General features: G+C 58.9%; 21 protein-coding genes. 9 read left to right on the plus strand and 12 right to left on the minus strand.

Annotated features, from left to right (window positions below):
• Window positions 1–236 precede the first annotated feature (236 nt).
• A complete protein-coding gene (locus AD663_RS27550) occupies window positions 237–1,136 on the minus strand; it encodes a homocysteine S-methyltransferase family protein (RefSeq protein ID WP_003187092.1) in 900 nt (299 codons plus the stop codon).
• A 113-nt stretch (window positions 1,137–1,249) separates the two neighbouring features.
• On the opposite strand from AD663_RS27550, the gene AD663_RS27555 reads away from it, so the two are divergent.
• Window positions 1,250–2,071, plus strand: a complete 822-nt coding sequence (locus AD663_RS27555; protein WP_003187093.1) for an ABC transporter substrate-binding protein — start codon at window positions 1,250–1,252, stop codon at window positions 2,069–2,071.
• The gene (locus tag AD663_RS27560; RefSeq protein WP_003187095.1) at window positions 2,068–2,901 is read left to right on the plus strand and encodes an amino acid ABC transporter permease; all 834 of its coding nucleotides are present in this window, start codon (window positions 2,068–2,070) and stop codon (window positions 2,899–2,901) included. Before AD663_RS27555 ends, AD663_RS27560 begins: the two co-directional genes overlap by 4 nt.
• A 52-nt stretch (window positions 2,902–2,953) precedes the next feature.
• On the opposite strand, the gene AD663_RS27565 is transcribed toward AD663_RS27560, so the two are convergent.
• The 4 genes from AD663_RS27565 to AD663_RS29490 form a co-directional block, all read right to left on the minus strand.
• Window positions 2,954–4,042, minus strand: a complete 1,089-nt coding sequence (locus tag AD663_RS27565; RefSeq protein WP_003187096.1) for a BsuBI/PstI family type II restriction endonuclease — start codon at window positions 4,040–4,042, stop codon at window positions 2,954–2,956.
• Between the two features lie 9 nt (window positions 4,043–4,051).
• Complete coding sequence (locus AD663_RS27570) at window positions 4,052–5,827, minus strand: class I SAM-dependent DNA methyltransferase (protein ID WP_003187098.1); 1,776 nt, start codon at window positions 5,825–5,827, stop codon at window positions 4,052–4,054.
• A gap of 212 nt (window positions 5,828–6,039) precedes the next feature.
• Window positions 6,040–6,372: a hypothetical protein gene (locus tag AD663_RS27575; RefSeq protein WP_053214879.1), complete on the minus strand. Its 333-nt coding sequence runs from the start codon at window positions 6,370–6,372 to the stop codon at window positions 6,040–6,042.
• A gap of 663 nt (window positions 6,373–7,035) precedes the next feature.
• Entirely contained in the window at window positions 7,036–7,467 is a 432-nt protein-coding gene (locus tag AD663_RS29490; RefSeq protein ID WP_225970853.1) for a hypothetical protein, read from the minus strand.
• On the opposite strand from AD663_RS29490, the gene AD663_RS27580 reads away from it, so the two are divergent.
• Window positions 7,468–9,087 (plus strand): autotransporter domain-containing protein, encoded by a 1,620-nt coding sequence (locus AD663_RS27580; protein ID WP_256217281.1) that lies wholly within the window; start codon window positions 7,468–7,470, stop codon window positions 9,085–9,087. It abuts the gene before it with no gap.
• Between the two features lie 64 nt (window positions 9,088–9,151).
• Here the strand turns inward: AD663_RS27580 and oadA are convergent, their stop codons facing one another.
• Both oadA and AD663_RS27590 read right to left on the minus strand, forming a co-directional pair.
• Window positions 9,152–10,960 (minus strand): sodium-extruding oxaloacetate decarboxylase subunit alpha, encoded by a 1,809-nt coding sequence (gene oadA / locus AD663_RS27585; protein ID WP_003187103.1) that lies wholly within the window; start codon window positions 10,958–10,960, stop codon window positions 9,152–9,154.
• A 12-nt stretch (window positions 10,961–10,972) separates the two neighbouring features.
• Complete coding sequence (locus AD663_RS27590; RefSeq protein ID WP_003187105.1) at window positions 10,973–12,388, minus strand: acetyl-CoA carboxylase biotin carboxylase subunit; 1,416 nt, start codon at window positions 12,386–12,388, stop codon at window positions 10,973–10,975.
• Window positions 12,389–12,575: 187 nt separating this feature from the next.
• Here AD663_RS27590 and AD663_RS27595 point away from each other — a divergent pair, with 187 nt between their 5' ends.
• Window positions 12,576–13,538, plus strand: a complete 963-nt coding sequence (locus tag AD663_RS27595) for a LysR family transcriptional regulator (protein ID WP_003187108.1) — start codon at window positions 12,576–12,578, stop codon at window positions 13,536–13,538.
• On the opposite strand, the gene AD663_RS28815 is transcribed toward AD663_RS27595, so the two are convergent.
• Complete coding sequence (locus AD663_RS28815) at window positions 13,480–13,689, minus strand: PA3496 family putative envelope integrity protein (RefSeq protein ID WP_083455214.1); 210 nt, start codon at window positions 13,687–13,689, stop codon at window positions 13,480–13,482. The two genes, AD663_RS27595 and AD663_RS28815, sit on opposite strands and share 59 nt — an antisense overlap.
• A 243-nt stretch (window positions 13,690–13,932) precedes the next feature.
• A complete protein-coding gene (gene hexR, locus AD663_RS27600) occupies window positions 13,933–14,799 on the minus strand; it encodes a transcriptional regulator HexR (RefSeq protein ID WP_003187110.1) in 867 nt (288 codons plus the stop codon).
• A 517-nt stretch (window positions 14,800–15,316) separates the two neighbouring features.
• Between hexR and AD663_RS27605 the strand changes: the two genes are divergently transcribed.
• Window positions 15,317–15,631, plus strand: coding sequence for a hypothetical protein (locus tag AD663_RS27605; protein WP_003187111.1), 315 nt, complete (start codon window positions 15,317–15,319; stop codon window positions 15,629–15,631).
• Between the two features lie 75 nt (window positions 15,632–15,706).
• Here AD663_RS27605 and AD663_RS27610 read toward each other — a convergent pair whose 3' ends face one another.
• Window positions 15,707–18,568 (minus strand): bifunctional diguanylate cyclase/phosphodiesterase, encoded by a 2,862-nt coding sequence (locus tag AD663_RS27610; RefSeq protein WP_003187113.1) that lies wholly within the window; start codon window positions 18,566–18,568, stop codon window positions 15,707–15,709.
• A 261-nt stretch (window positions 18,569–18,829) separates the two neighbouring features.
• Between AD663_RS27610 and uvrD the strand changes: the two genes are divergently transcribed.
• The 3 genes from uvrD (at window position 18,830) to AD663_RS27625 (ending at window position 22,675) form a co-directional block, all read left to right on the plus strand.
• The gene (uvrD, locus tag AD663_RS27615) at window positions 18,830–21,013 is read left to right on the plus strand and encodes a DNA helicase II (protein WP_003187115.1); all 2,184 of its coding nucleotides are present in this window, start codon (window positions 18,830–18,832) and stop codon (window positions 21,011–21,013) included.
• 239 nt (window positions 21,014–21,252) lie between these two features.
• Window positions 21,253–22,128, plus strand: coding sequence for a Tim44 domain-containing protein (locus tag AD663_RS27620; protein WP_003187116.1), 876 nt, complete (start codon window positions 21,253–21,255; stop codon window positions 22,126–22,128).
• Between the two features lie 139 nt (window positions 22,129–22,267).
• A complete protein-coding gene (locus AD663_RS27625) occupies window positions 22,268–22,675 on the plus strand; it encodes an SMI1/KNR4 family protein (RefSeq protein ID WP_003187120.1) in 408 nt (135 codons plus the stop codon).
• Window positions 22,676–22,688: 13 nt separating this feature from the next.
• Here AD663_RS27625 and AD663_RS27630 read toward each other — a convergent pair whose 3' ends face one another.
• Window positions 22,689–24,452: a cation:proton antiporter gene (locus tag AD663_RS27630; protein ID WP_003187123.1), complete on the minus strand. Its 1,764-nt coding sequence runs from the start codon at window positions 24,450–24,452 to the stop codon at window positions 22,689–22,691.
• 277 nt (window positions 24,453–24,729) lie between these two features.
• On the opposite strand from AD663_RS27630, the gene AD663_RS27635 reads away from it, so the two are divergent.
• The gene (locus AD663_RS27635; RefSeq protein ID WP_003187124.1) at window positions 24,730–25,215 is read left to right on the plus strand and encodes an acyl-CoA thioesterase; all 486 of its coding nucleotides are present in this window, start codon (window positions 24,730–24,732) and stop codon (window positions 25,213–25,215) included.
• A 53-nt stretch (window positions 25,216–25,268) separates the two neighbouring features.
• Here AD663_RS27635 and pdxY read toward each other — a convergent pair whose 3' ends face one another.
• Window positions 25,269–26,141, minus strand: coding sequence for a pyridoxal kinase PdxY (pdxY, locus tag AD663_RS27640; RefSeq protein WP_003187126.1), 873 nt, complete (start codon window positions 26,139–26,141; stop codon window positions 25,269–25,271).
• Window positions 26,142–26,177: the final 36 nt, after the last annotated feature.

A 26,177-nucleotide genomic window follows, 5' to 3' on the forward strand; every position in this document is an offset into this window, starting at 1 on the left:
CCGTTCGATCGTCAATGACATACATATGTATAGGGGTGGCTGGCGGGCTCGGAGAAAAGCGTAAGTTTGGATGTCCTCCATGCCATGCGTCAGCTTGCAGGATCTCATCCGGTGGCGAGGGAGCTTGCTCCCGCTCGGTTGCACAGCAACCGCTTAGATCTTGGGGCTGCTGCGCAGCCCAGCGGGAGCAAGCTCCCTCGCCACAGGGCCCCATCGAGGTGACCCTCTCGACAGCTTCAGGCCAGCTGTTGCGCCAGCACCGCAATATGCTCCGGCCCGATCCCGCAGCAGCCACCCAAATGGCTGGCGCCGCGCTTCTGCCAATCCGCCGCCCATTGCAGGTACCCCGGCGGATCAAGGTCTTCGCGCAGCGGATCCAGGCCATCGTTGGCCGTCGCTTCCTTCGGTTGCGGCGGGAAGGCGTTGGCGTAGGCACCGATGTGGATCTTCACGCCCAGGCGCTCGAAGGTTTCGCGCGCGGCATCGATCGCCGCGCCGATCACTTCCGGCTGGCTGCAGTTGAATAGCAGGGTCTCGACGCCCAGCTCAGCGGCAACCGCCGCCGCCTCCGCCACCGGCTCACCGGAGCGCAGGCGCGGTACTTCATCGGTGTCTTCATCTTTCAGAGTGAACGACAGCCAGAACGGCTTGCCATCCTTTGGCAACCCGGCGTGAATCGCCCGCGCTTCGACGGTGGAACTCTGGGTTTCAGCCAGCCACAAATCGACATGCGGCGCAAGGCCGGCCACCAGTGGCGCCAGCAGTTCACCGGCGCGGGACGCGTCGAACAGGTCGGGGCGATAGGAACCGAACAATGGTGGCAGCGATCCGGCGACCCGTACCGCTTTACCTGAAGCCTGCACCGCCCGCCGGGCCAGCTCACCGGCCAGCGCCGCCAGGGCCTGGCCCTCTGCGGCGAATCGCGCCTCGCCAATATGGAACGGCACCACCGCATAGCTGTTGCTGGTAATCACGTTGGCGCCACTGGCAATGTAGGCCGCGTGTACGGCCTCCACTGCCTGGGGGGCTTCGCTCAAGGCCAGCGCCGACCACTCGGGCTGCCGGAACGGCGCGCCCCGGCGTTGCAGTTCGCGGCCCATGCCGCCATCGAGAATGACTGTCGTTGCTGCGCCCATATGCGATTCACTCATAAGCTTATGAAAAATACTCACTACCGGAGTTGTTCTTATAACTATTTAATACGCACCATTCAGCGAACTACAACTTATTTTTCTAACAGGGCCCTCACATGAAATTCCAACCATTGCTGGCCCTGGGCCTGACTCTTCTGGCTGCCTCTTCCCAAGCGCTCGCCGGCGTCACGCTGGATCGCATCGAACAGAAAAAAGAACTGGTCGGTGTGCTGATGGAAAGCTATCCGCCCTTCTCGTTCCTCAACGATCAGAACCAACTCGACGGATTCGACGTCGACGTGGCCAAGGCCGTGGCGCAGAAACTGGGCGTGAAGCTGCGTCTGGAAACCCCGTCCTGGGACGTGATCGCAGCCGGTCACTGGAGCGGACGCTACGACATCTGCATTTGCTCCATGACGCCGAGCAAGGCCCGCGCCGAAGTGTTCGATTTCCCAGTGCAGTACTACGCCTCGCCTGCGGTAATCGTGGTCAACGCCAAGGACAACAGCATCCATGGCGCCAAGGACCTGAGCGGCAAGAAAGTCGGCCTCACCAGCGCCTCCAGCTACGAAAGTTACCTGAACAAGAACCTGGTGATCGAAGGCGCCGAGGATACCCAACTGAGCTATCCGTTCGAGGATGTGCAGGTCGCTCCATACGATACCGACAACGTAGCGTTCCAGGACCTGGGCCTCGGCGCCGGGGTACGCCTGGACGCGGTGCTGACCAACCTGGTGACCGCCCAACCGCGCCTGACCGAAGACAAGCGCTTCAAACTGGCCGGCGAGCCGCTGTATTCCGAGCCAAACTCGGTCGCCATCGAAAAAGGCGACGCCCAATGGGACAGCCGGGTGCGTGAAGTCTTCGCCCAGTTGAAACAGGACGGCACCTTGAGCAAACTCTCGCAGAAATGGATCGGCGCCGACATTACTCAATGACTTCTTTTCCGCCCCCTCAGCCGCCGCCACCGGTGGCTGAGTCACGCCTGCAAAAATTCTTCGGCTTTCGCACCCGGCTGTACCTGACCTGGGCAGCGATGCTGGTGCTGTTCGCGAGCTTCTTCCTGAGCTTCGACCTGAAGTTTTCCATCATTTTGGACAAACTGCCGAACCTGCTCGGCGTGCACCTGGCCCCCAATGGCTTTTTGCAGGGGGCGGCGCTGACATTGTTCTTATGCCTGTGCTCGATCGTCGCGTCGTCACTGCTGGGCTTCATCACCGCCCTGGCGCGGCTGTCCAGCAGCGCAGTGGCGTTCGGCATTGCCAGTTTCTACGCGTCATTCTTTCGCGGCACGCCGTTGCTGATCCAGATCCTGCTGATCTACCTGGGCCTGCCCCAACTGGGCGTCGTCCCGGGTGCGATTGCCGCCGGGATCATCGCGCTGTCACTGAACTACGGCGCCTACCTGAGCGAAATCTTCCGCGCCGGCATCCTCGGCGTCCCCAACGGCCAACGCGAAGCCTCCCTCGCCCTGGGCCTGAGCGAAACCGTGATCTTCTGGCGCGTCACCCTGCCCCAAGCCATGCGCACTATCATCCCGCCGACCACCAACCAGTTCATCTCCATGCTCAAGGACTCCTCGCTGATCTCGGTGATGGGCGTCTGGGAGGTGATGTTTTTGGCGCAGTCTTATGGGCGTTCCAGTTATCGCTATATTGAGATGCTGACTACGGCGGCGATTATTTACTGGTTGATGTCCATTGCGCTGGAGCTGATTCAGGCGCGGATGGAGCGGCATTATGGGAAGGCTTATCTTAAGCGCAGCTGACCTGAGTAACACGACAGCAGCGGATCAAGACTCCTAGGGGAACTTGAGAATCCTAAAGGGCTTTTTTCGCCTCAATAGCTACGTTGAGATTTGCGAGTCGGCTCACGCCATTTTGAAGAAGCACGAGATTGTCAGGCTCAGACATGAACCATGCAAAGGTGCCCCAAGCCAGACCCGTTATAGTTTTCTTGAATCCAGCTGCCTCCCTGTCTGCGTAAGCCGTAACAAAAGCGACTTGCGAGCGGCTGAAGCCACCATTGTCTGTTATCGCGTATAACGCTTCCTGCCTGCGGGGTGTAATAGCGCCGTCGGTGGCGACAACCTCAACAAATACGATCAACGGCTCGGCCGGACCAAGATCCACCAGAATCAAGTCCGGAAGATTTTTCTGAGCCTCTATATCAAGCCCGATAACTGAAGCAAGCTGGAGGTCAGGATGAGCAACTTTGTTACCTGACTCACTCAGCCAAATTACCCCCGGCCTTTCCAAAAACTTGACGGCGAAAACCTCCACGACGGCTTTCGATATGTCTGAGCTAGGTCCCGGAACGAGCCGGCGGGTGTCTCCATTCGGGAAAGAAACCAAGACCCCATCCTTTCCCGTTGTACCAGCTCGCATAAGGGACACACGTGCTCGTGCACTGCGGGATAGATGCTTTTCCTGCCATGCCAGTATGGCGGCCAACAAATCCTCTGCGACAAGATCAGGGTCAAAAAGAGCAGCAAGGTCCGCCTTAAGTGCATAACGAGGAGCGCCTGATGTCGTCGGTACGTCAGGCCGCTCGAGCACAGCCCCCACCACCAGCAAACCCTCTCTCAAGGTTTCGTCGCGAATAGGTTCACGGGTGTTGTCCGCATACCAACGGACGCCAGGTACCTGAAAGGTTTTCTTCCGCAAATTGGCCCGGTAACTTAAACGAGCGATCTCGCAACAATCTTCAGCCTGTGCATCCGTCATCCGATAAACATGCACCGGCCCCAGCCAAACATCCAAACCTTCGACTGCTCCAATATAAAGCATCGCAAAAATTGTGCTTGCCGCCAGCTCACGTGTGCAATAGGAACGGTTAGGCGTTCCCTCTGGAAAAATCAGAGGCAACCTTTCGGATATCAACGAACGTGAGACATAAGGTGGTAGCACATTTCTTCCTTAGAAAAGTTTGGAACAAGCTGCTTCGATGGACTCTTTTGAAGCGTCAGCCTCAACCAACCCTGCTAACTCCTTCAAGGCCGCCGGATCGGGTAAAGGCAAGGATTCAAGCTCATAGGCTGAAACTGCTACAGAACCACTGACGCAACGAAACGCACGGTCAGCCGCCCCGCTGTTCAAAAAAGCAGCAAGCACAGCAGTATTAACTTTGGGAACGTCTGTGATGGGTCTGACCATGTTGATATGGTTCTCTATCACCACTCCGCCATGCGACTGAAGAAAATCTATTGGTAACGCAGCTGCGATAAGGCGGCGGCTCTGCTCTTTTGCAGTGGTGCGCTGTAAAAGTACGCAGGGCTGGGTCGTCACCAACCATTGATCAGAGGGCGCCAGCTCAAAATAAGGAGCATGGTTCTTTTTCTCTGCTCTAAAAACAAACTCCCCATCGGCTGTAATTGCCTCAGCCCATATAAGCGGTAGCCGACTGCTACCAGCTTGGTAGGTCAGTTGCGATTTATGGCGATTCCAGACCAACGGCCCCGTACTGACTCTATATCCCCAGTCAACAAGACGATGGGGCATCTCAGAAAGCCTTCCCACAAGTTTCGTTTGGTTGGGATTCCGAGGTAGCAGCCAAGGCAAAGTGCAGTCTTTAGGCAGGATGATTGACCCTGTCTCTCTAATTTCAGTCACACCGTCCGCAGATATTATTTCAGAGACAACAACAGGAACGGCTTCGCCAGCCTTACGGTAGGTGGTGAGAGCCATTTCTTGAAGAACATCATCAAAAACACCTTTACGGGCCGCAACGAAATCTATGGAAATCGGAGGTGCTTCTTGGCCAATCAACGCACGCAGATTTTTGAAATACCCCCCCGCCAAAAAAGAAGTAGGGGTAACAAAAGCGATCAACCCACCCGGTTTGGTTTGACGAATGGCAAAGTCCGTAAACAGTCCGTAAAGATTGGCATGACCGTATAGAGAGCGCTTATATAACTCGCGCGTTTCGACATCCAGCTTGGCTTTGCCATACGGCGGATTACCAATGACCAAATCGAATCCGTCTTTAGGCGGGCTATTCCGCAACGAATCACAAACCGTGATCATGACAGGTAAGCGCAGACCCGACGAGCGACTGATGGGCAGCAACACTGCGTCCAAAGTAACTTGACTGAGCCAGGCTCCGAACGGATCTATTTCAAAGCCATGCAGCCGGTTACCAATACTTTGCAGCAGCAGTCGCGGGCTGCATTGTGCAAGCTCCTTCATAATCCGCTGCGCAATGGGTGCGAGAAACGCACCACCGCCACACGCCGGATCCAGAACACGACATTTCGCCCAATCAACATTCGCTGACGTGGCCTGATCGATAAGCCGCGCGGTTAGAGCTGGAGGCGTATAGAAAATCCCATACTCTCCGCGATGCTCCACGGGCAGCATACTGGTGTAGGTAAGGCCTATCTGATAGGCAGCCGTCTCAGCATCGAATTCTGAGGCCGCCGTACCGATCTGCTCGGCAAGCAAGCTGGCGGCGTCTGAAAGTGTTGAGGTTTCAAATTCGGCAATCGGTGCACGAAGCTCCTGAGGAGCGATTTCATCCTGGTTGAGGCCGCGCCACCAAGCTTCAATTAGCCGAACGCCAAATGCTCTTGCCAAGCTCAACTGTTTGTCTATGGGGAACCCGGCAGCCAATGCACGAGCCGTAGCCCTGGCAGTAACCAACGACTGAACCGGTACCTTCAAAGCAAATGGAACGTCCAGCTCAGCAAATGTCATTTGCGCCTCTTTTGCCATACACCCCCCATAGCGGGTCGCGATTCTACCTTGCTTTGAAGGTCAAGACGCCCCGGCTATCGCCCTTACGCGATGTTGCGTTAAAAAAAGGTAATCAACAATTAGCAATTGGCTCGGCAAACCTAGCCATCAGCTTAAAGGCCGATAAAACTGTATGAATATACAGCTTTATCGTAACAATGCTAATTCATCGGCTAAACGGTTGAGCTGACTGAACCTGTCTGGCTTGCAGACGGATTGCTATTAGCCGGCGCCTGGAGATCACCCTCTCCATCGACGCGCCATCCCAACACCTCCAACGCATCGCAACCGTCCTGCAACAGCAGATGCGCGGCGCAGGTGAAGTGCTCCAGGTCATAACCCTCGGCGTTTTTCATGCATAGACAGGAAATGCTGTTGAGTAAGTCTCGAGCAGCTTTTATACGATGGGCAGCCGTTTCCAACAGATCGGAGGCACTGGCTTCCGTGTCGATAAACAGTGTGGCTCCGGCGCTGGTATTTGCTTGAAGGGGGTAATACTTGATCATCGGGTTGCTCTCTTGAGTTAAGAGCTACCACCGTTCGCGGCTAAACGAATATGGTGGCAGCTGTACGCGGGTTAGCCGACCGGACAAGAGAATCCGGCACACCCGAAGATGTCCCCCGCACAGCCGCCATAAATGTAAAAACATTGGGCGGCAAAAAGCGCCGCCATCGGGGGCGCCCGTGCACTCTTGTTCGACCGGCTAAGATCGATCACCGATTAGTCGATGACGAGAGAACTATAGGCGAGGCCCCAACGAAACAACGCTGAGTTTCTGTATCTCGGAACCATCCTACGCGAAACACGGAATGGGTCTACAAAGCTTAATTTTGATCGGCCGGAAGCCTACCATCACGAACCCAAGTATCGAGCGGTTGATGCCCGACAAAATTGAAAGGTCCGAGCAGGCTGTAGGGCAAAGCTCAGCCCCATGAAATCCAACGACACGACACGCTGATCGCAGCACAAGCAGCCTACAAATTTCATCCGCCGAATCTTGCTCTCGCAGCGAACAAGGCTGGCATCGCCACCCAGGCTGGAATTTTTACAGTGAGACCTCCGTCATAAAAAGGTCCACTCGATGCCAACCCAACCTTCATTTCTGCCCCAACATCTCGCGCTGGCGATAGCTTTGGCACTTGGCTGCGCCGAGGTTTCCATGGCTCAGTCAGTTGCCGAAACTCCCACGACGGCTGTTCTTCAGGAGCGTCTCAAGACCCTCGAAGAAGCTACAGATACCAAGCATCACACTGTCTCCACCGCCCGCAAAGGCGGCATGAAACTGACTAAGGCCAACGATCTGGTCAACGTCACCGCAAAGGGTGCGTTCAGCGGGCCTGTTGATGGAGGTGGCGGAAACAACGTTCTTCGATTGGGCGATGCCCTGAGCCCAAGATTGGCTGAAACCCGCAATTTCGAAGCTTTGCACGTCACGAAAAACGAATGGGAACACACCGGGAATTTTGGCGGTTGGGCAGTGATTGAAGCGCAAACCAAACTCGTAAATATCGGCCATATCGACGGACAAGTCGGGGTGCTCGGTACGTTCGATAACAAGGGGGTTGTCGCCAATCGCGTCATCGTCGAGCCAGACGCCCATATGACCAACTCAGGCACGGTGAATGGCGCTGTCCATGTACGCGAGAAGGCCCGCTTCAGCGGCAATGGATCTGTTGAGTTCCTGAGCGTGGCGGGCCAGCTGAAGGTCGGTCCTGAAATCGGCGCACCCTCGATCAACGGAAACCTTGAACTGTTGAAAGACGCCGAGCTGATCTACGGCATCGATGCCGCGGGCGCCAGCGCCACGATCAATGTCGCAGGCACCGCGACCCTGAACGACGCGACCCTGAGGATCGACGCCGTAGAGGTTGAGAACATGGGCACAAGCCAGCACACCGTGATCCGTGCGAAGCAGATTGAAGGGAAGTTCGGCACGGTCATCGATAACCTTCCCTTCATGACCGCGACCCCACACTACAACGGGACGGAGGTTGGCCTGGCTTATGCTCGTAATGACGTTCCGCTGAAGGCTGCTGCGAAGAACGAAAACGCTGAAAGATTCACTGGCGGTATCGAAAAACCACAACGGGTCACAGCACTCCCACCCAAGCCTGTCGGCAACGTAGCGGTTTTTCAGGCACCTGCCACACTGCCGAAGGTCGATAGTCCAGCACAACACCCCAGCAAAACGCAGCCAGTCGCCAGCACTGAGCCGAAACCCAACGCCGCCATCACCGCCCTGCTCGGCACCAACATGACCACCGCCGCCGATGCCATTGACCAACTCAGCGGTTACGACACCGCCGATCTGGGCAACGCCACCCTGAGCAGCGTCGCGCCGATTGCCACAGGCTTACTCTCTGCCATAGGCCGCAAAACCTCGGGGGGCGGGCAGGATAACGGTCAGGTCTGGGTCCAGGCTGTCGGCCACAACGGAAGTCTCGCCAAGCAATTGGGAAGCTATGCCATGAAGCATTCGACCAAGGGGGTGATGCTGGGCACCGACTGGGCGATCAGCCCCGATTGGCGGCTAGGGATCATCGGCGGCAAGACGCAAACCCGGCTGGACAGCCATCAGTTCGAAGGCGCACTCGACAGCTGGCTCGCGGGCGCATATGCCTTGCGCCAGGACGGGCCTCTGGCCCTGCGCCTGGGCGCCGTTTATGGCAGCCATGACGGCAGCACCAAGCGTCACGTTGCCTTCAACCGTTACAGAGACAACCTCAAGGGCAGTTACGAAGCCAATACGCATCAAGTCTTTGGGCAGGTTGGCTACCCGTTGAATATCGCCCATTTCGATATCGAGCCCTATGCCCAATTGGGTTATCAACGCTATCAACGCGAGCGCTACAGCGAAAAAGGCGGGGACGCCGCGGTGCAATACAACGACCAGACCCAGGATCACTACAGCACCGATCTTGGTCTGCGCCTGGCCCGGCCCTTTACGTTTGACCAAGGCATGGCATTGACGCCCCGACTGGATGTCAGTTGGAGGCATTTATACGGCGACATCAAAGGTAGCTCCCAGCAGCGCCTGATCAGTGGGGGAAACACCTATCGCATCGAAGGTGTCGAGCTGGACCGTGACAGCGTGCTCGTGCAAGCGGGGCTGGACTTGGCCGTCTCGCCACGTCACATCCTGGGATTGAGTTACCGCAGTGAAACCGGGCAGGACAACCGCAGCGGTTCGCTAATGGGCCAATGGCGGATGATGTTCTGACGGACCAAAAAAAAGGGGAGCACATGCCCCCCCGAGGTTAAAACGTTGTATCGAGGCTGTTAACTCAGCCTTCGATCTCGATCAGGATCTCGCCCGGATTGACGCGGTCGCCCTTGGCCACATGAATCGCGGTGACCTTGCCGGCGATAGCCGCCTGCACTTCGGTTTCCATCTTCATGGCTTCGGTGATCAGCACCGCTTGGCCGGCCTTCACCACGTCGCCTTCCTTGACCAGCACATCGACGATGTTGCCCGGCATGGTGGTGCTGACGTGGCCCGGCGCGGTGGCTTGCTTGCGCTTGCTGCTGCCGCCGCTGACAAACTCGTTGAGCGGTTCGAAGACGACCTCTTCGGGCATGCCGTCGATGGAGAGATAGAAGTGCCGCTTGCCCTCAGCCTTGACGCCCACTCCGGTGATGTCGACGCGATAGGTCTCACCGTGAACGTCGATGACGAACTCGGTTGGCACACCTTCGCCACCCGCTGAACTCACGCTGCCCGCTTCTGGGATAGGCAACAGTACTTCTGGGGTCAGGGTGCCGGCTTCGCGTTCTTCGAGGAATTTGCGACCGATGTCCGGGAACATGGCGTAGGTCAGCACGTCCTCTTCGGACTTGGCCAACGCGCCGATTTCCCCACGCAGCTTGGTCATCTCCGGCTTGAGCAAATCGGCCGGACGCACATCGATCACGTCTTCGCTACCGATGGCCTGGCGGCGCAGCTTCTCGTTCACCGAACCCGGCGCCTTGCCATAGCCGCCCTGCAGATAGAGCTTCACTTCGTTGGTGATGGTCTTGTAGCGCTCACCGGCCAGCACGTTGAAGAACGCCTGGGTGCCGACAATCTGCGAAGTCGGGGTCACCAATGGCGGGAAGCCGAGGTCTTCGCGCACTCGGGGGATTTCCGCGAGCACTTCGTTCATGCGGTTCAGGGCGCCCTGCTCTTTCAGCTGGTTGGCGAGGTTGGAAATCATCCCGCCCGGTACCTGGTTGACCTGGACGCGGGTGTCGACTGCGGTGAACTCGCTTTCGAACTGGTGGTATTTCTTGCGCACGGCGTAGAAGTACAAGCCGATTTCCTGAAGCAGTTCCAGGTCCAGGCCGGTGTCGAACTCGCTGCCCTTGAGGGCGGCGACCATCGATTCAGTACCCGGATGGCTGGTGCCCCAGGCAAAGCTGGAGATGGCGGTGTCGATATGATCGGCACCATTTTCAATAGCCTTGAGCTGGCACATCGCAGCCAGGCCCGCGGTGTCGTGGGAATGGATGAAGACTGGCAGCGACTGCTCGCTCTTCAGCGCCTTGACCAGTTCGCCAGTGGCATACGGGGTCAACAGGCCGGCCATGTCCTTGATCGCCACCGAGTCGCAACCCATGGCTTCCATCTGCTTGGCCTGGGCCACGAACGCATCGATGGTGTGCACCGGGCTCGTGGTGTAGGCGATCGTGCCCTGGGCATGTTTGCCAGCTGCCTTCACCGCCTCGATGGCGACCTTCAGGTTACGCACGTCGTTCATCGCATCGAAAATACGGAACACATCGATGCCGTTGACCGCAGCCTTGGCGACGAACGCCTTGACCACGTCATCGCTGTAGTGGCGGTAGCCCAGCAGGTTCTGGCCGCGCAGCAGCATTTGCAGGCGAGTGTTGGGCAGCGCGGCGCGCAGTTGGCGCAGGCGCTCCCATGGATCTTCCTTCAGGAAGCGCACGCAGGCGTCGAACGTCGCGCCGCCCCAGACTTCCAGGGACCAATAGCCGACTTTGTCGAGCTTGTCGCAGATCGGCAGCATGTCTTCGGTGCGCATGCGGGTGGCGAGCAGCGATTGGTGGGCGTCGCGCAGGATTGTGTCGGTAACAAAGATCTTCTTGGACATGGTCATGATTCCTTACAGGCCTGCGTGGGCGGCAATGGCGGCGGCGATGGCCAGGGCCAGCTCTTCGGGTTTGCGCTTGATCGAGTAGTTGGTCAGTTCAGGGTGGCTTTCAACGAAGCTGGTATTGAACTGGCCGCTACGGAATTCCGGATTGCGCAGAATCTCCTGGTAATACGCTGCGGTGGTCTTGACCCCCTGCAGGCGCATGTCATCCAGGGCTCGCAGGCCACGGTCCATCGCCTCTTCCCAGGTCAACGCCCAAACCACCAATTTCAGGCACATCGAATCGTAGAACGGCGGAATGGTGTAGCCGGTATAGATCGCCGTGTCGGTGCGCACGCCCGGACCGCCGGGGGCGTAATAACGAGTGATCTTGCCGAAGCTGGGCAGGAAGTTGTTTTTCGGGTCTTCGGCGTTGATCCGGAACTGCAACGCGAAACCACGGTGCTGGATGTCTTCCTGCTTGACCGACAGCGGCAGCCCGGAGGCGATGCGGATCTGTTCGCGGACGATGTCGATACCGGTGATTTCTTCGGTGATGGTGTGTTCCACCTGCACGCGAGTGTTCATCTCCATGAAGTACACCTCGCCCTCGGCGAGCAAAAACTCCACGGTGCCGGCGTTCTCGTAGCCCACGGCCTTGGCCGCACGCACCGACAAGTCACCGATGTAGGCGCGCTGTTCGGGAGTCAGTTGCGGGCTCGGGGCGATTTCAATCAGCTTCTGGTTGCGGCGCTGGATCGAGCAGTCGCGCTCGAACAGATGCACGACATTGCCGAAACTGTCACCGAGGATCTGCGCCTCGATGTGCTTGGGATTGACGATGCATTTTTCCAGGAACACTTCCGCCGAACCGAATGCCTTGGTGGCTTCGGAGATAACGCGCGGGAAGGCTTGTTCGAGTTCTTCACGGCTGTTGCAGCGACGGATACCACGGCCACCGCCGCCGGACGTGGCCTTGAGCATCACCGGGTAACCGATCCGGTCGCCTTCGGTCAGGGCCTCTTCGATGCCCGCCACGTTGCCTTCGGTACCCGGCGTGACCGGCACACCGGCCTTGATCATGCTGCGGCGCGCTTCGGTCTTATCGCCCATGCGACGAATGACTTCCGCCGACGGACCGATGAATTTGATTCCGCGTTCGGCGCAGATATCCGCCAGTTCGGCGTTTTCCGAAAGAAAACCATAGCCTGGATGCAAGGCATCACAGCCGGTTTCCACCGCCAGGTTCACCAGTTTGCGCGGGTTGAGGTAGCCGGCCAGCGGATCGGCGCCGATGCTGTGGGCCTCGTCCGCACGCTTGACATGCAGGGCATGCCGATCTGCGTCGGAATAGACCGCGACCGAGCGAATGCCCATCTCGGCGCAAGCGCGCACGATTCGCACGGCAATCTCACCACGGTTGGCGATCAGGATCTTTGTTATCAATTGGAGGTTCCCTTGAGCCGGTGATACCACGACCTGGGATCCAGGCCGACGCGTGACCAGATGTAACAATTGGTCGCACCTCCACACTAGCCCTGGCTGTTGATTAACAAAAATGAATAATTATTGGGCCATGCATAAGCAAAGACTTATAGTTGGCCCATTCGTCATGGTCCAGAGTGTGTAGAAAATGCGTAAGTCATTGATGCGTATGACGTTGCGTCAATTGCAGATTTTCAACGAGGTGTGCGACTTGAGGTCCTACAGCCGCGCAGCCGATGAAATGTCTCTCACCCAGCCGGCCGTTAGCCTACAGATCCGGTCCCTTGAAGAGCTGATTGGCCAGCCGCTGTTCGAGTATGTGGGCAAAAAACTCTACATGACCGAGGCCGCCGAAGCGCTGCAACGGGCCAGCCGGGACATTTTTGGACGCCTGGAGAACCTCGACATGCAGCTTTCGGACATGCAAGGCTCGCTGCAGGGTCAGCTGAAGCTCGCCGTTGAATCCAGCGCCAAGTACTTCGTTCCGCACCTGTTCGCTGCGTTCAAGCGCCAGCATCCGGAGGTCAACCTGAACCTCACCGTGGTCAATCGCGGCCAGGTCATTCGACGGCTGTCGGACAACCGGGACGACGTGGTGATCATGTCCATGGTGCCGCAGGACATGGGCCTGGAATTCCTGCCGTTTCTCAACAATCCCATCGTGGCCGTGGCCCCGCCGGATCATCCGTTGTGCCACATGGGCCCGCTGCGCTTGCAGGACCTGGAACCCTACACGTTGCTGCTGCGCGAGCCGGGGTCAGGCACGCGGCTGGCGTGCGAGGAGTATTTCAAGGAGAAACGGGTGCACTTCACGCAGACACTGGAGGTGGCTTCGGCGGAGGCCCAGCGCGAGTGCGTGGTGGCCGGGCTGGGCGTGGCGCTGTTGACGCGCCACGCCGTGAGCCGGGAGTTGTCTTCCGGTGCGCTCGTCGAACTGCCGATAGAAGAGTTGCCGCTGTATCGCAGTTGGTGCCTGGTACAGGCCAGGGCGAAACGCTTGTCGCCGGTGGCCCACGCCTTCCTGGCGTTCGTTCGCGCCGAGCGCGCTCAGATCATCGGTCTGGTTGAGCGCTTCGACGGGAAGCCGCCGGCGTTGCCTGCCAGTAATTGAACTCCACCGTGTCAGGGAATTCGCTGATCTCAGCCAAGAGCTGGCGTTGCTCACAGCGGTCTTCGATTGCACGACGAAACGCCATGCGGCGCTGGTCTTCCTGCTGACGACGGGTTTTGACGGCGCTGCGTTCTTCGTAGGACTGGGTCATGTCGAGACTCCCAAGACGTATACGGGAGCTTTACGATGAAGGCACGGGATGACGGTTTGGCGGCGCGAAGATTACAAGACGATGAATTCGGGCGGTGTCCCCTGTGACGAGGGAGCTTGCTCTCGCTCGGCTGCGCAGCAGTCGCAAACCTGTCAACGCGGTGTGCCTGGATAACCGTTGGGGGTCGCTTCGCAACCCAGCGGGAGCAAGCTCCCTCGCCACAGAAGCCCCCCCAGACCGGGCTCAGTCATCCAACGCCTTCACCGATTTGGGCGACAGCCGCAAGCTGCGCAGGCTGCGCTTCACGCTCTTGAGGTGGTTGACCAGGCTCGGGCCACGGGCCATGGCGACGCCCATTGCCAATACGTCGATCACTACCAGATGGGCAATGCGTGAGGTCAACGGCGTGTAGATTTCGGTGTCTTCATGCACATCGATCGCCAGGTTCACCGTCGAGAGTTCCGCCAATGGCGTCTGGCTCGGGCACAAGGTGATCAGCGAGGCGCCGCTTTCGCGCACCAGGTTCGCGGTGATCAACAGGTCTTTGGAACGCCCCGACTGGGAAATACAGATCGCCACATCGGTGGGTTTCAGCGTAACCGCCGACATCGCCTGCATGTGCGGGTCGGAATAGGCCGCCGCCGTAAGCAGCAAGCGGAAAAACTTGTGTTGGGCATCGGCCGCCACAGCGCCCGACGCGCCAAAACCATAAAACTCGACACGCTGGGCCTGGGACATGGCCGTGACGGCTTTCTGCAACGCCACCGGGTCGAGCTTCTCGCGAACTTCCATCAGGGTGTGCAGGGTCGTGTCGAAGATTTTCAGGCTGTAGTCGGCGACTGAATCGTCTTCATGAATCGCAAACTGACCGAAGCTGGCCCCGGCCGCCAGGCTCTGGGCCAGCTTGAGTTTCAGGTCCTGGAAACCCGAGCAACCGATGGCCCGGCAGAAACGCACGATGGTCGGTTCGCTGATGCCGACACTGTGGGCAAGATCGGCCATGGAGCTGTGCATGACGGCCGCAGGATCAAGCAGTACGTGATCGGCGACTTTCAGCTCCGACTTGCGCAGCAGGTGGCGTGACTGGGCGATGTGTTGCAACAGGTTCAAGGGGCTGGACTCTTGTTATTGGCAGGTGCCGTGATGTAGCAAGCTTGTAGTTATACTACAAGAATTGGCTTTTTGCCTGTTCAAAACGCAACTCTATCGCCTCGCTGCCCTTTGTTTTGGCTGGGGATCCCATGATGTAGCAGCGTGTGCCGCGGTGAAGCACGATTTCACCGCTGCGAGTGATTTACATCCATGACGTCTTACCCTCCAGCCCCGCTTGACCGAGCGAGGCGGACACCGGAAGGATTGTCGTGCTCGCCTCAATCAAACCAATATGCCACGACTAAACGGCACCATTTAACACTGCTCAGGCCCAGAGTTTAGTCATAAAAATAACACCTCGCGGCGCATCTTTAATCATTAGCTGCGACGGTACAATCATGCGATGTCTCGATAGCGAGAACTAGCATGGATAACTTCCCCTTACAAACTCAACTTCAATTAGCCTCACACCGGCCGATCAAAATCGATATATTGGCCCCGCAGGACGCCATCAACTTACTACAGGAGTTACAACATGAGCATTACTTCTAAAAACTGGACCGCGCAAATCGACCGCATGCCCGGAGCCGCTTCTTTCCGCACCTTCGGCACCGTAACCGTTGCCCACAGTGGCATTACACCGATCTTGGTACTTAGCGACAAACAGGACAAATCGTTTGATCTGCGACTGGAGCTGAAACTCCAACACGCCGATGACATTTCCTTGCCGGTACTGACCGACAAGTTTGTTGAATACAAAGTGCTCGGCGACTCTAATGTCACAGGGGTCAGCATTTTCTTCGAAGGACAGTTGCTGCATCATATCGATGAAGTCTTGATGACTCATTAATCCATGTACATAACTTCCCGCCGGAAACTTCGTTATTCGGCGGGAAGTTGCTGCGAGAACGGAAACTCACTGCATCTATTGCGCCCGCAACAACTGCGCCAAACCCTCTGCTTCTATCGGCCGGCTGATCAGGTACCCTTGGACCTCATCGCATTGTTCATTCCGGAGAAATTCAAGCTGCTCCGACCGCTCCACGCCTTCCGCCACCACCTTCAGCGACAAGCCGTGCGCCATCGCAATGATCGCGCGGGTAATGGAAGCATCCATGCTGCCCTCACCCAGCCCGCGGATGAACGTCTGGTCGATCTTCACGTAATCCACCGGGATGCGCTTGAGGTAACTCAGGGATGAGTAACCGGTGCCAAAATCGTCGATCGCCAGTTTGACCCCAAGGTCACGCAACTGCTGGAACGTGGCGATGATGTGCTCCACGCTGTCGAGCAATTGGCTCTCGGTCAGCTCCAGCTCCAGGTATTGGGGCGCCAGGCCGGTTTCTTCCAGCACTTGCCGCACCAGGCTGACCAACTTGCCCTGGCGCAATTGATGGACCGACAGATTGACCGACACCCTGATCGGCGCCAGCCCCTGGCGCTGCCATTCGCACGCCTGCCAACAGGCCTGACGCAACACAAACTCGCCGATCGGTCCGATCAGCCCGGTTTCTTCTGCCAGGCCGATGAACTCCCCCGGCGGAACCCGACCCAGGACTGGATGATCCCAGCGTACCAAGGCTTCCGCGGCGTTCAAGCGGCCGGTCGCCAGGCACAGCTTGGGCTGATAAAAGACCTTCAATTGCTGCTCTTCAAGAGCCTTGCGCAGCTGATTTTCCAATTGCAGGCGTTCGAGCGTACTGGCTTGCAGGCTGTCGGTGTAAAACTGGAAATTATTCCCTCCCAGGTGCTTGGCGTGCTGCATGGCCATGTTCGCCTGGCTGACCAGCGTGGATATTTCCCGTGCGTTGTCGGGCAACAGGCTGATGCCGATGGAGGCGCTGACCACCAGCTCATGGCCTTCGATGGTCACCGGCAGGCGCAGCTTGGCCGACAAGCGGGTCGCCACCCGAGCCAGGCTGGAGAGGTTGCCATAAGCGTCGAACAACACCGCGAACTCATCGCCGGATAACCGGGCAATGGTGTCCGCCTCGGGCAATGCATTGATCAGGCGCCGGGCCATTTTCCGCAGCAGCTCATCGGCCACGTCATGACCAAGGCTGTCGTTGAGCAGTTTGAAACGGTCGAGGTTGATATGCAGCAACGCCAGGCTGCGCCGCCCGCCTTGGCGCACGCGCTGATGAGCTTCCTGGAGACGTTCGCGAAACAGCGAGCGATTCGCCAGGCCAGTCAGCTCGTCGTAATGCGTCAGGTAGCGCATCCGTTCTTCGGATTCACGACGCGCAGACAGATCGGCGAAGAAGCCGACGATATGGCTGACGTTTCCCCGCGCATCGCGCACGACATTCAATTGCAGCCATTGCGGGTAAAGCTCACCGTTGGCCCGCGCTTCAACCAGCTCACCTTGCCAGGTGCCGTGTTGCTTGAGGGCTTGGCGGATAACGGGATAGTGGCGGCGCGCGTCGCGACTGCACGGCAGGTCGACGACGTTGCGCCCGAGCATATCGGCGATGTCGAAACCGGTGAGCCGGGTAAAGGCCTGGTTTGCGGCCAGCAACGCATAATTGGGGTCGAAGATCACGATGCCTTCACTGGCGGCCTCGAACACCGTGGCCGCCAATTGCCGCTGCTGTTCGAGTTCCTTGGCCGCGCTGATGTTTCGCCGCGTGCCAACCATGCGCAACACCCTGCCGTTTGCGCTGCATTCCACCGCCCGGCCACGGTCTTCGATCCAGACCCAGTGACCATCGCCGTGACGCACCCGGTATTCGATCTGGTAATCCTCGCTGCGGCCCTTGAGGTGTTCGACAAGGGCACGCTTGAGCGCTGGCACGTCCTGGGGGTGCAGCCGCGGGGTGAGATGGCTGAGCATCGCCGTGACGTATTCGGGCTCCAGCCCAAACAGCTCTTTGAGTTGGGTATGGTGGACTTCGTCAGTCTGCAGATTCCAATCCCACAAACCCAACTCACTGGCCTTCAGGGCCAGCGCCAGACGCGCCTCACTCTTGCCCAGGGCCTGGCTGGCCACTTCCAGCTCGCGGCTTCGCTGCGCCACCCGTGCCTCCAGCTCAACCTGGGCCGCGCGTAGTTTGTCCTCGGCACAGCGACGTTGCTCGACCTCCCGGGCCAGGGCCTCGTTGAGCTGCGCACCTCGGGATTGGGCCTCTTGCAAATGCTCTATCAGCGCCTGGTTCTGGAAGCGTCGCAGCATGCCGCTCTGTATCAAGCGATTGACTTGCCAGGCCACCACGCTCAGCGAGACCAACACCACCAGTCCGAGCCAACCCCACCCGCGCTGTTGCTCATCCCCCCCCCAGAAGAGGTAACCGATGGCTGGCAACAGGCAGGGCAAGGTAAAGGACAGAAACGCCGGAAGGCTCACGGCATAGGCCACGCTGGCCGACAGGGTGGCTGCGCCGATCAGGCCGAACACCCAGGCCTGTTGCTGGAAACTGTCGGCCGGGACCAGCGCGATGCCGGCCCCGGCCAGCGTCAGGCCGGTCATCCCGGAGCCCAGCAGGAACATGCGCAGCCAGATCGGGTGTGCCTGGCGGCTTGGCATGGCCGAATCGAAGGCGGCCACCTGGATCACCCGCAACGCGACCAGCGACAGCAACCAGACCAGCCAGACGCTGACCAGGAAATAGCGCGACGGCTCCCATAACAGTGCGGCGCAGACCAGACCGTTGACCAACATGAACAGCGTGGGTAGCAGCGAGCCCTGGTACAGCAGACGTGTGCGTTCGACCGCCATCTCCGTGGCGTACTGCTTGCGGATGGCCCGCCGTTCCACACAGGGGCCCGCCGGATCGGAATTGAGGATCATTGGCACTGTTCTTGTTCTTATTCAGCGAAGCGTGGGGAACCCGAAAGATCCACCGAGCATACACAAGCCAAAGGCCTTCCCACACTGCTTGCGGTCATAAAAACTTCGAAAAAAGTCGCTATTTCATTGGGTGGCGCCCCCCTCGAGCGAGCCCGGCCAATACTTGCAGGCCATGACCAACCGGTCATCCTCAAACGGTCTTTTATCGGTTTGGGCAAAGCTCGGTTTGCCCGTGGTGACGCCGCACCCTAGAATGCCCCGATGCGCGATGATCTCTCCCTTCTGCTGAATTCCCTCAACGATGCCCAACGTCAGGCCGTAGCCGCCTCCGTGGGTCGTCAGTTGGTCCTGGCCGGTGCTGGCTCCGGTAAAACCCGAGTGCTGGTGCACCGTATCGCCTGGTTGATCCAGGTCGAGAACGCTTCGCCCCATTCGATCCTGTCGGTGACTTTCACCAACAAGGCCGCAGCAGAGATGCGCCATCGCATCGAGCAACTGATGGGCATCAACCCTGCGGGCATGTGGGTCGGCACGTTTCACGGCCTGGCGCACCGTTTGCTGCGGGCGCACTGGCAAGAAGCCGGCCTGAGCCAGACCTTCCAGATCCTGGACAGCGACGACCAGCAACGCCTGGTCAAGCGGGTGATCCGCGAGCTGGGCCTGGACGAGCAGCGCTGGCCCGCCCGTCAGGCCCAGTGGTTCATCAATGGCCAGAAAGACGAAGGCCTGCGGCCGCAGCATATCCAGGCCAGCGGCGACCTGTTCCTGGCCACCATGCGCAGCATCTACGAAGCCTACGAGGCGGCGTGCCAGCGCGCCGGCGTCATCGACTTTTCCGAATTGCTGCTACGAGCGTTGGACCTGTGGCGCGATCATCCGGGACTGCTGGCTCATTATCAGAAACGTTTCCGGCATGTATTGGTGGACGAGTTCCAGGACACCAACGCCGTGCAGTACGCCTGGTTGCGCCTCTTGGCCAAGGGCGGTGACAGCCTGATGGTGGTGGGCGACGACGATCAGTCGATCTATGGCTGGCGCGGCGCCAAGATCGAGAACATTCATCAGTATTCGGCGGACTTTCCTGACGCCGAAGTGATCCGCCTGGAACAGAACTACCGCTCCACCGCCGGTATCCTCAAGGCCGCCAACGCCCTGATTGCCAACAATACCGGGCGCCTGGGCAAAGAGTTGTGGACCGATGGCGGTGAAGGCGAAGCGATCAACCTCTACGCCGCCTTCAATGAACACGATGAGGCGCGCTACGTGGTGGAAACCATCGAGAGCGCGTTGAAAACCGGGCTGGCCCGCAGCGACATCGCCATCCTGTATCGCTCCAACGCCCAATCGCGGGTATTGGAAGAAGCCTTGCTGCGCGAACGGATCCCGTACCGCATCTACGGCGGCCAGCGCTTCTTCGAGCGCGCCGAGATCAAGAACGCCATGGCTTACCTACGCCTGCTCGAAGGCCGCGGCAACGATGCGGCCCTGGAGCGGGTGATCAACGTGCCTACCCGGGGCATCGGCGAGAAAACCGTCGAAGCGATTCGCGATCACGCGCGCCATAGCCACGTGTCGATGTGGGAAGCCATGCGGCAACTGGTGGCCAACAAAGGCGTGACCGGCCGTGCCGCCGGGGCACTGAAAGCATTCATGGACCTGATCGAAGACCTCGCCGCCAAATGCGGGGAGATGCCGCTGCACCTGATGGCCCAGACCGTTATCGAGCAGTCCGGCCTGATCGCCTATCACGAAGCGGAAAAAGGCGAAAAAGGCCAGGCCCGGGTAGAAAACCTCGAGGAACTGGTCAGCGCTGCACGCAACTTCGAGAACACCGAAGAGGACGCCGACCTGTCGCCGCTGTCGGCCTTCCTCGGCCACGCCTCCCTGGAAGCCGGCGACACCCAGGCCGACGAGCATGAAGACAGCATCCAACTGATGACCCTGCACAGCGCCAAGGGTCTGGAATTCCCCTACGTGTTCCTCGTGGGCATGGAGGAAGGCCTGTTCCCGCACAAGATGAGCCTGGAAGAACCGGGGCGCCTGGAAGAAGAACGGCGCCTTGCCTATGTCGGCATCACCCGGGCCATGCAGAATCTGGTCATGACCTACGCCGAGACCCGACGCTTGTATGGCAGCGAGACCTACAACAAAGTGTCGCGCTTCGTACGCGAAGTACCGAAAGGCCTGATTCAGGAAGTGCGGCTGTCCAACAGCGTCAGCCGTCCGTTCGGTGGTGGTCAGCAGCAAAGCACCAGCAGCCTGTTCGGCGGCAGTGGTATTCCGGAAACCGGCTTCAGCCTCGGCCAGACCGTGCGCCATTCGGTGTTCGGCGACGGCGTGATCCTCAACTTCGAAGGTGCCGGCGCCCAGGCGCGGGTCCAGGTGAATTTCAGCGAAGGCAGCAAGTGGCTGATGCTGGGGTATGCCAAGCTAGAAGCGATCTAGAAGTTTGCGTAGACCCTGTGGGAGCGAGCTGGCTCGCTCCCACAGTTTGTTTAGACGCCAGAGCATTTCCGATAGAACTTGTCCCTCCTTCCTACAGCCCAAAGCGAACAAGCCTTCTTGCGCGACTGGAGCTGAACCTAACCTGTCACGCAAAAGCCCGAAACACTCTGCCGCTAGCCAGCAACAGTTCAGCTGTGCAACATGGCGCGCGTGCTATCCACAAATGGGAATGCCTTTATATGAAACGTTTTCTTAGCATCGCCATGGCGTTGTGCATCGGCCTGACGATGGCCATCGACGCCAATGCCGCCAAGCGTTTTGGCGGTGGTAAAAGCTCGGGCGCGGCCCCGACTCACCAGACCAGCCAGATGGCGCCGTCCTCTGCCGCCGGTTCCACTGCTGCCACCGCAGGCGCGGCCGGTGCCGCTGGCGCTGCCACCAAGGCCAGCGGCGCTTCGCGCTGGCTCGGCCCGTTGGCCGGCATCGCCGCCGGTGGCCTGCTCGCCTCCATGTTCATGGGCGACGGCTTCCAGGGCATGCAGATCTTCGACATCCTGATCATGGCGGTCATCGCCTTCCTGGTGTTCCGCTTCATTGCTGCCCGTCGCCGCAAGCAGCAGGAGCAATTCGCTCCAGCCGGCCACGCGCCGATGCAGCGTGAAGTGTTCAATCAGCAACCATCCGCCGGTGGCGCGATCTTCGGTGGTTCGGCAGCTCCGGCCGCACGGCCGGTCATCAATGCGCCAGCCTGGTTCAACGAGCAACGCTTCATCGAAGCCGCGCGCAACCACTTCATGTCCCTGCAGCAACATTGGGACGCGAACGAAATGGACAAGATTGCCGAATTCGTGACCCCGCAACTGCTGGAGTTCCTCAAGCGCGAACGGGCCGACCTGGGTGATGGCTTCCAGTCCACCTACATCGATAACCTGCAAGTGCAGCTGGACGGCGTCGATGATCGCGCCGACAAGACCATCGCTACCCTGACGTTCAGCGGTGTGTCGAAAGATTCCCGCTTCGACAAGGGTGAAGCCTTCAGCGAAAGCTGGAACATGGAGCGTGCCCAGGGCGACGACCAGCCTTGGCTGGTAGCGGGTATTCGCCAGAACGGTTGAACTTTGGCGCGCTTCGCATGTTGAAATAAAACAACCCCGGCCCAGGCCGGGGTTTTCTATTTCGCGGTTGCATCTATAGCGAGCTACTGTATAAACCGCTCCATATAAACCGCGCCATCGAGAAAGAGGATCCCCGGACGTGGAAGAAATCATCGAACAATTGCGTGAAGCCAACGAACCCGTACCGGTCCCGCTGGAGCTGCCCGACGAAGACTTGCTGGTGGAGATCGAAGAGCAGCTATTCATCGACATCCCGTTCGTCTTCAGGGAGTTTTTGCTGACCGTCAGCGACGTGGTCTACGGCAGTCTGGAACCGGTGACCGTCACCGACCCGCAGTCCCACACCTACCTGCCGGATGTGGCCGCCAACGCCTGGGACGCCGGTGTCGATCGCAGCCTGATCCCGATTTGCCAGGACGGCGACGACTATTACTGCGTCGAAGAAGACGGCACCGTGGTGCTGTGGCAGGCAGAAGAAGAATTGATCGCTGAAGAAACCTGGGAATCGGTCTGGCACTGGGCCCGGGACGTCTGGCTGGAAAGCTGATCCGCCCGTTGCCTCAATGCCCGGACGACTCCTTGTGGTTGTCCAGGGTTTCGAGCAAGGCCACCTGCATGCGTGTATGCAGGCGGACGAACCAGCGCCAGAGCAAAGCCGCCACGGCAATCGCCACCACGGCAATCAGCAAGAGCAATTTGTTGGTCGGCAGGATGCTGGCCGACAAGGCTGTCAATAGCAGGAAGATCACCAGCAGCGAAAGCAACGGGATCACTTCGGCGATCACACGACGCACGCGCTGGGTGTGGCGGCCCGCCATCTCCGGTTTCACCCCCATCTCCGCCAGCAGCATCGACAGTGCCTTGAGCTTGCGATAGGCGGCGATCAGGAACGGCAGCGACAGCAATAACGCCCCGCCCCAGATCAATGCCTTCTGCCAGCTCGGGTCGCTGATCCATCCTTGCAAATATGCCGAAATCCGCTCGGCGAAATAAGCGCCCGAGACAAAGATCGCAATGACCAGCGCCAGGTTGACGCCGACCTGCAGCAGAATCCGCCTGATCATCGAGGCCAACACCGCGCCTTCACCTTGGGGCTGGATGCTGCGCAGCCATTCACCATACATCCCCAGTACCCGCGTCAAGCGTTGCGGCATCACCGTCGCCAACCTGACGGACAATGGATCGGCGGCCCGGATCAAGTATGGCGTCATCAGCGTGGTCAACACCGAGACGGCGACCGCGACCGGATAAAGGAAATCGCTGGTGACCTGGAGGGTCATACCCAGCGACGCGATGATGAAGGAAAATTCGCCAATCTGCGAAAGACCCATCCCTACTCGCAGCGAGGTACGTCCGTCATTGCCAGCGATAAAGGCACCGAGGCCGCAGGAGAGCATCTTGCCGAGCACCACCGCACAGGTGATCACAGCAATCGGCCAGGCGTACTGCAGCAATATGGCCGGATCGAGCATCAGCCCGATGGCAACGAAGAAAATCGCGCTGAACAAATCACGCACCGGCTCTACCAGTCGCTCGATTTTCAGCAGTTGCCGGGACTCGGCCATGATCGCGCCGATCAGGAACGCGCCGAGCACCATGCTGTATTCCAGCTTGACCACCAGCAGGCAGAAGCCGAAGCACAGGCCCAGCACGGTGATCAGCAGCATCTCGTTACTGTCGAATTTCGCCACGTAGGCCAATAGCCTGGGTACCAACAGGATGCCGATCACCAACGCAACGATCATGAACAGCGACAACTTGCCGACGGTGGAAAATACCTCGCCAGAGCTCACCGTGCCGCTGACGGCAATGCTCGACAGCAAGGCGATGATGCCGATGCCGAGGATGTCCTCCACGATCAGTACCCCGAAGATCAGCTGTGCGAAGCGCTCGTTCTTCATCTTCAGGTCGTTGAGAGCCTTGACGATGATGGTGGTGGAAGAAATCGCCAGGATGGCGCCCAGGAACAGCGAGTCCATGGTGTTCCAGTCGAACCAGCGACCCATTTCATAGCCGATCCAGATCATCAATACGATCTCGAGAAACGCCGCGATGAACGCCGTGGCCCCCACCTTGAACAATTTGCGCAGGCTGAATTCCAAGCCCAGGCAGAACATCAGGAAGATGACCCCCAGCTCGGCCAGTGTCTTGATCGTGTCTTCGTCGTGGATGAAACCGAACGGTGGCGTATGCGGGCCGATGATGAAGCCGGCGACGATGTAGCCCAGCACCACCGGCTGCTTGAAGCGGTGAAAAAGAACAGTGACCAGCCCCGCCGCCATCATGATGATCGCCAGGTCTTGAATGAAACTGATGGCATGCATGTCGGGGCTCCCTGTTCAAAATGACTTATCGAGAGTTGGATAAGTCCGCTTCCTTTGTAGGAATCGCCCTCACTCAGGGGCTTTTGAAGGTTAACACCGCGACTTCCAACAAAAAGTCGGTGCAATATATGGAAACAGATCCACCGGGGCGTGACGGCAACCACAAGCGCAGCGTCCCGATATCGGTGGTTTTGAAAACCTCGTGGCCTGCCTGGCCACGCACCAGCATCCGCAGAGGTGCACTTCCCGAATGGCTGCCTTGAACCGTGAGTACGTTATGGAACCCGGAAACGCCCAACTGTCGATGACGGTGTTGATGACCCCCGATATGGCCAACTTCTCTGGCAATGTCCATGGCGGCACCTTGCTCAAATACCTCGATGAAGTCGCCTATGCCTGCGCCAGCCGCTACGCCGGCCGCTATGTGGTGACCCTGTCGGTCGACCAGGTGATCTTCCGCGAGCCGATTCACGTCGGCGAGCTGGTGACCTTCCTCGCGTCGGTGAACTACACCGGCAACACCTCGATGGAAGTGGGCATCAAAGTCGTGACCGAAAATATTCGTGAACGCTCGGTACGCCACACCAACAGTTGCTTCTTCACCATGGTTGCGGTGGACGATCAGCGCAAACCCGCGGCCGTGCCGCCACTGCAACCGCAGAACAGCGAAGCCAAGCGCCGTTACGAACAAGCCCAGCAACGCCGGCAGATCCGCCAGGAGTTGGAAAAGCGCTATCAAGAGATCAAGGCAGACGGGCCATAACGGACCGCCGAAGATCAACTGTGGGAGCAAGCTCCCACAGAGGTTTGCATCGATCAGAGGCTGATCGGCACAGCCTCGAAGCGCACTCGCGGATGGGCAATCCGATCCTGCGCGCGGACCAGTTCCAGCTCGTAGCTGGCGCAGACCTGGGTTTCCAGCAGTACTTCGTGCACCGCTGCGGCGGTGAACTCGAACGCTGCTACCACGTTGTCTCCCAATAAAATCCGCGCCAGGAACAGCCCCGACGTCAGGTCACCCACGCCCACCGGCTGGCGAGGGAATGCCAACAGCGGACGGCGCAGGTGCCAGCTGGCATCGGCGGTGACCAGCAGCATTTCGAAGCTGTCGTCGGGTTTTCCAGGGTAGGACAGATGCTTGACCAGCACGGTCTTCGGCCCGCGGGCCACCAGCGCACGGGCCATGGCCAGGCAATCGAGGAGCGACTGCGCCTTGCGTCCTGAAAAACTGTCCAGTTCCAACTGATTCGGACACATGATGTCCGCGACGGCAGCGGCCTCTTCCAGCAGAAACTCACTCACCTCGGGCGCCACGATGCAGCCTTTTTCCGCATGCCCCATGACAGGGTCACACAGGTACAGCGCCTTGGGATTGACGGCTTTTATCCGTGCCACGCCGGTCAGGATCGCTCGCCCCTGGGCCGCACTGCCCAGGTAACCGGACAACACCGCATCGCAATTACCCAGCTCGCCAATGGCCGCGATTCCCTCCACCAATGCTGGAATCTGGACCGGTGCGAGAACTTCCCCAGCCCATTGGCCGTACTGGGTGTGGTTGGAAAACTGTACCGTGTTCAGCGGCCAGACGTTAACCCCGACCCGCTGCATCGGAAACACGGCAGCGCTGTTGCCAGCGTGACCGAACACCACGTGGGACTGAATGGCTAGCAGATGAGGTGTACGTTTCATGCGGGAATTTTCCGTAAAACGATTGAAATTCAAGCC

This window comes from Pseudomonas sp. Q12-87 (assembly GCF_001269755.1).
Taxonomy (GTDB): domain Bacteria; phylum Pseudomonadota; class Gammaproteobacteria; order Pseudomonadales; family Pseudomonadaceae; genus Aquipseudomonas; species Aquipseudomonas fluorescens_S.

Excerpts from the sequence above, each read along its gene's own strand:
- AD663_RS27550 (WP_003187092.1), bottom strand. The coding sequence starts at position 1,136 with ATGGGCGCAGCAACGACAGTCATTCTCGATGGCGGCATGGGCCGCGAA.
- AD663_RS27560 (WP_003187095.1), top strand. The coding sequence starts at position 2,068 with ATGACTTCTTTTCCGCCCCCTCAGCCGCCGCCACCGGTGGCTGAGTCA.
- AD663_RS27570 (WP_003187098.1), bottom strand. The coding sequence starts at position 5,827 with ATGACATTTGCTGAGCTGGACGTTCCATTTGCTTTGAAGGTACCGGTT.
- AD663_RS27605 (WP_003187111.1), top strand. The coding sequence starts at position 15,317 with ATGAGCATTACTTCTAAAAACTGGACCGCGCAAATCGACCGCATGCCC.
- AD663_RS27630 (WP_003187123.1), bottom strand. The coding sequence starts at position 24,452 with ATGCATGCCATCAGTTTCATTCAAGACCTGGCGATCATCATGATGGCG.
- AD663_RS27610 (WP_003187113.1), bottom strand. The coding sequence starts at position 18,568 with ATGATCCTCAATTCCGATCCGGCGGGCCCCTGTGTGGAACGGCGGGCC.
- AD663_RS27575 (WP_053214879.1), bottom strand. The coding sequence starts at position 6,372 with ATGATCAAGTATTACCCCCTTCAAGCAAATACCAGCGCCGGAGCCACA.
- AD663_RS27580 (WP_256217281.1), top strand. The coding sequence starts at position 7,468 with ATGACCAACTCAGGCACGGTGAATGGCGCTGTCCATGTACGCGAGAAG.
- AD663_RS27620 (WP_003187116.1), top strand. The coding sequence starts at position 21,253 with ATGAAACGTTTTCTTAGCATCGCCATGGCGTTGTGCATCGGCCTGACG.
- AD663_RS27635 (WP_003187124.1), top strand. The coding sequence starts at position 24,730 with ATGGAACCCGGAAACGCCCAACTGTCGATGACGGTGTTGATGACCCCC.
- AD663_RS29490 (WP_225970853.1), bottom strand. The coding sequence starts at position 7,467 with ATGGGCGTCTGGCTCGACGATGACGCGATTGGCGACAACCCCCTTGTT.
- uvrD (WP_003187115.1), top strand. The coding sequence starts at position 18,830 with ATGCGCGATGATCTCTCCCTTCTGCTGAATTCCCTCAACGATGCCCAA.
- oadA (WP_003187103.1), bottom strand. The coding sequence starts at position 10,960 with ATGTCCAAGAAGATCTTTGTTACCGACACAATCCTGCGCGACGCCCAC.
- pdxY (WP_003187126.1), bottom strand. The coding sequence starts at position 26,141 with ATGAAACGTACACCTCATCTGCTAGCCATTCAGTCCCACGTGGTGTTC.
- AD663_RS28815 (WP_083455214.1), bottom strand. The coding sequence starts at position 13,689 with ATGACCCAGTCCTACGAAGAACGCAGCGCCGTCAAAACCCGTCGTCAG.
- AD663_RS27555 (WP_003187093.1), top strand. The coding sequence starts at position 1,250 with ATGAAATTCCAACCATTGCTGGCCCTGGGCCTGACTCTTCTGGCTGCC.
- AD663_RS27595 (WP_003187108.1), top strand. The coding sequence starts at position 12,576 with ATGCGTAAGTCATTGATGCGTATGACGTTGCGTCAATTGCAGATTTTC.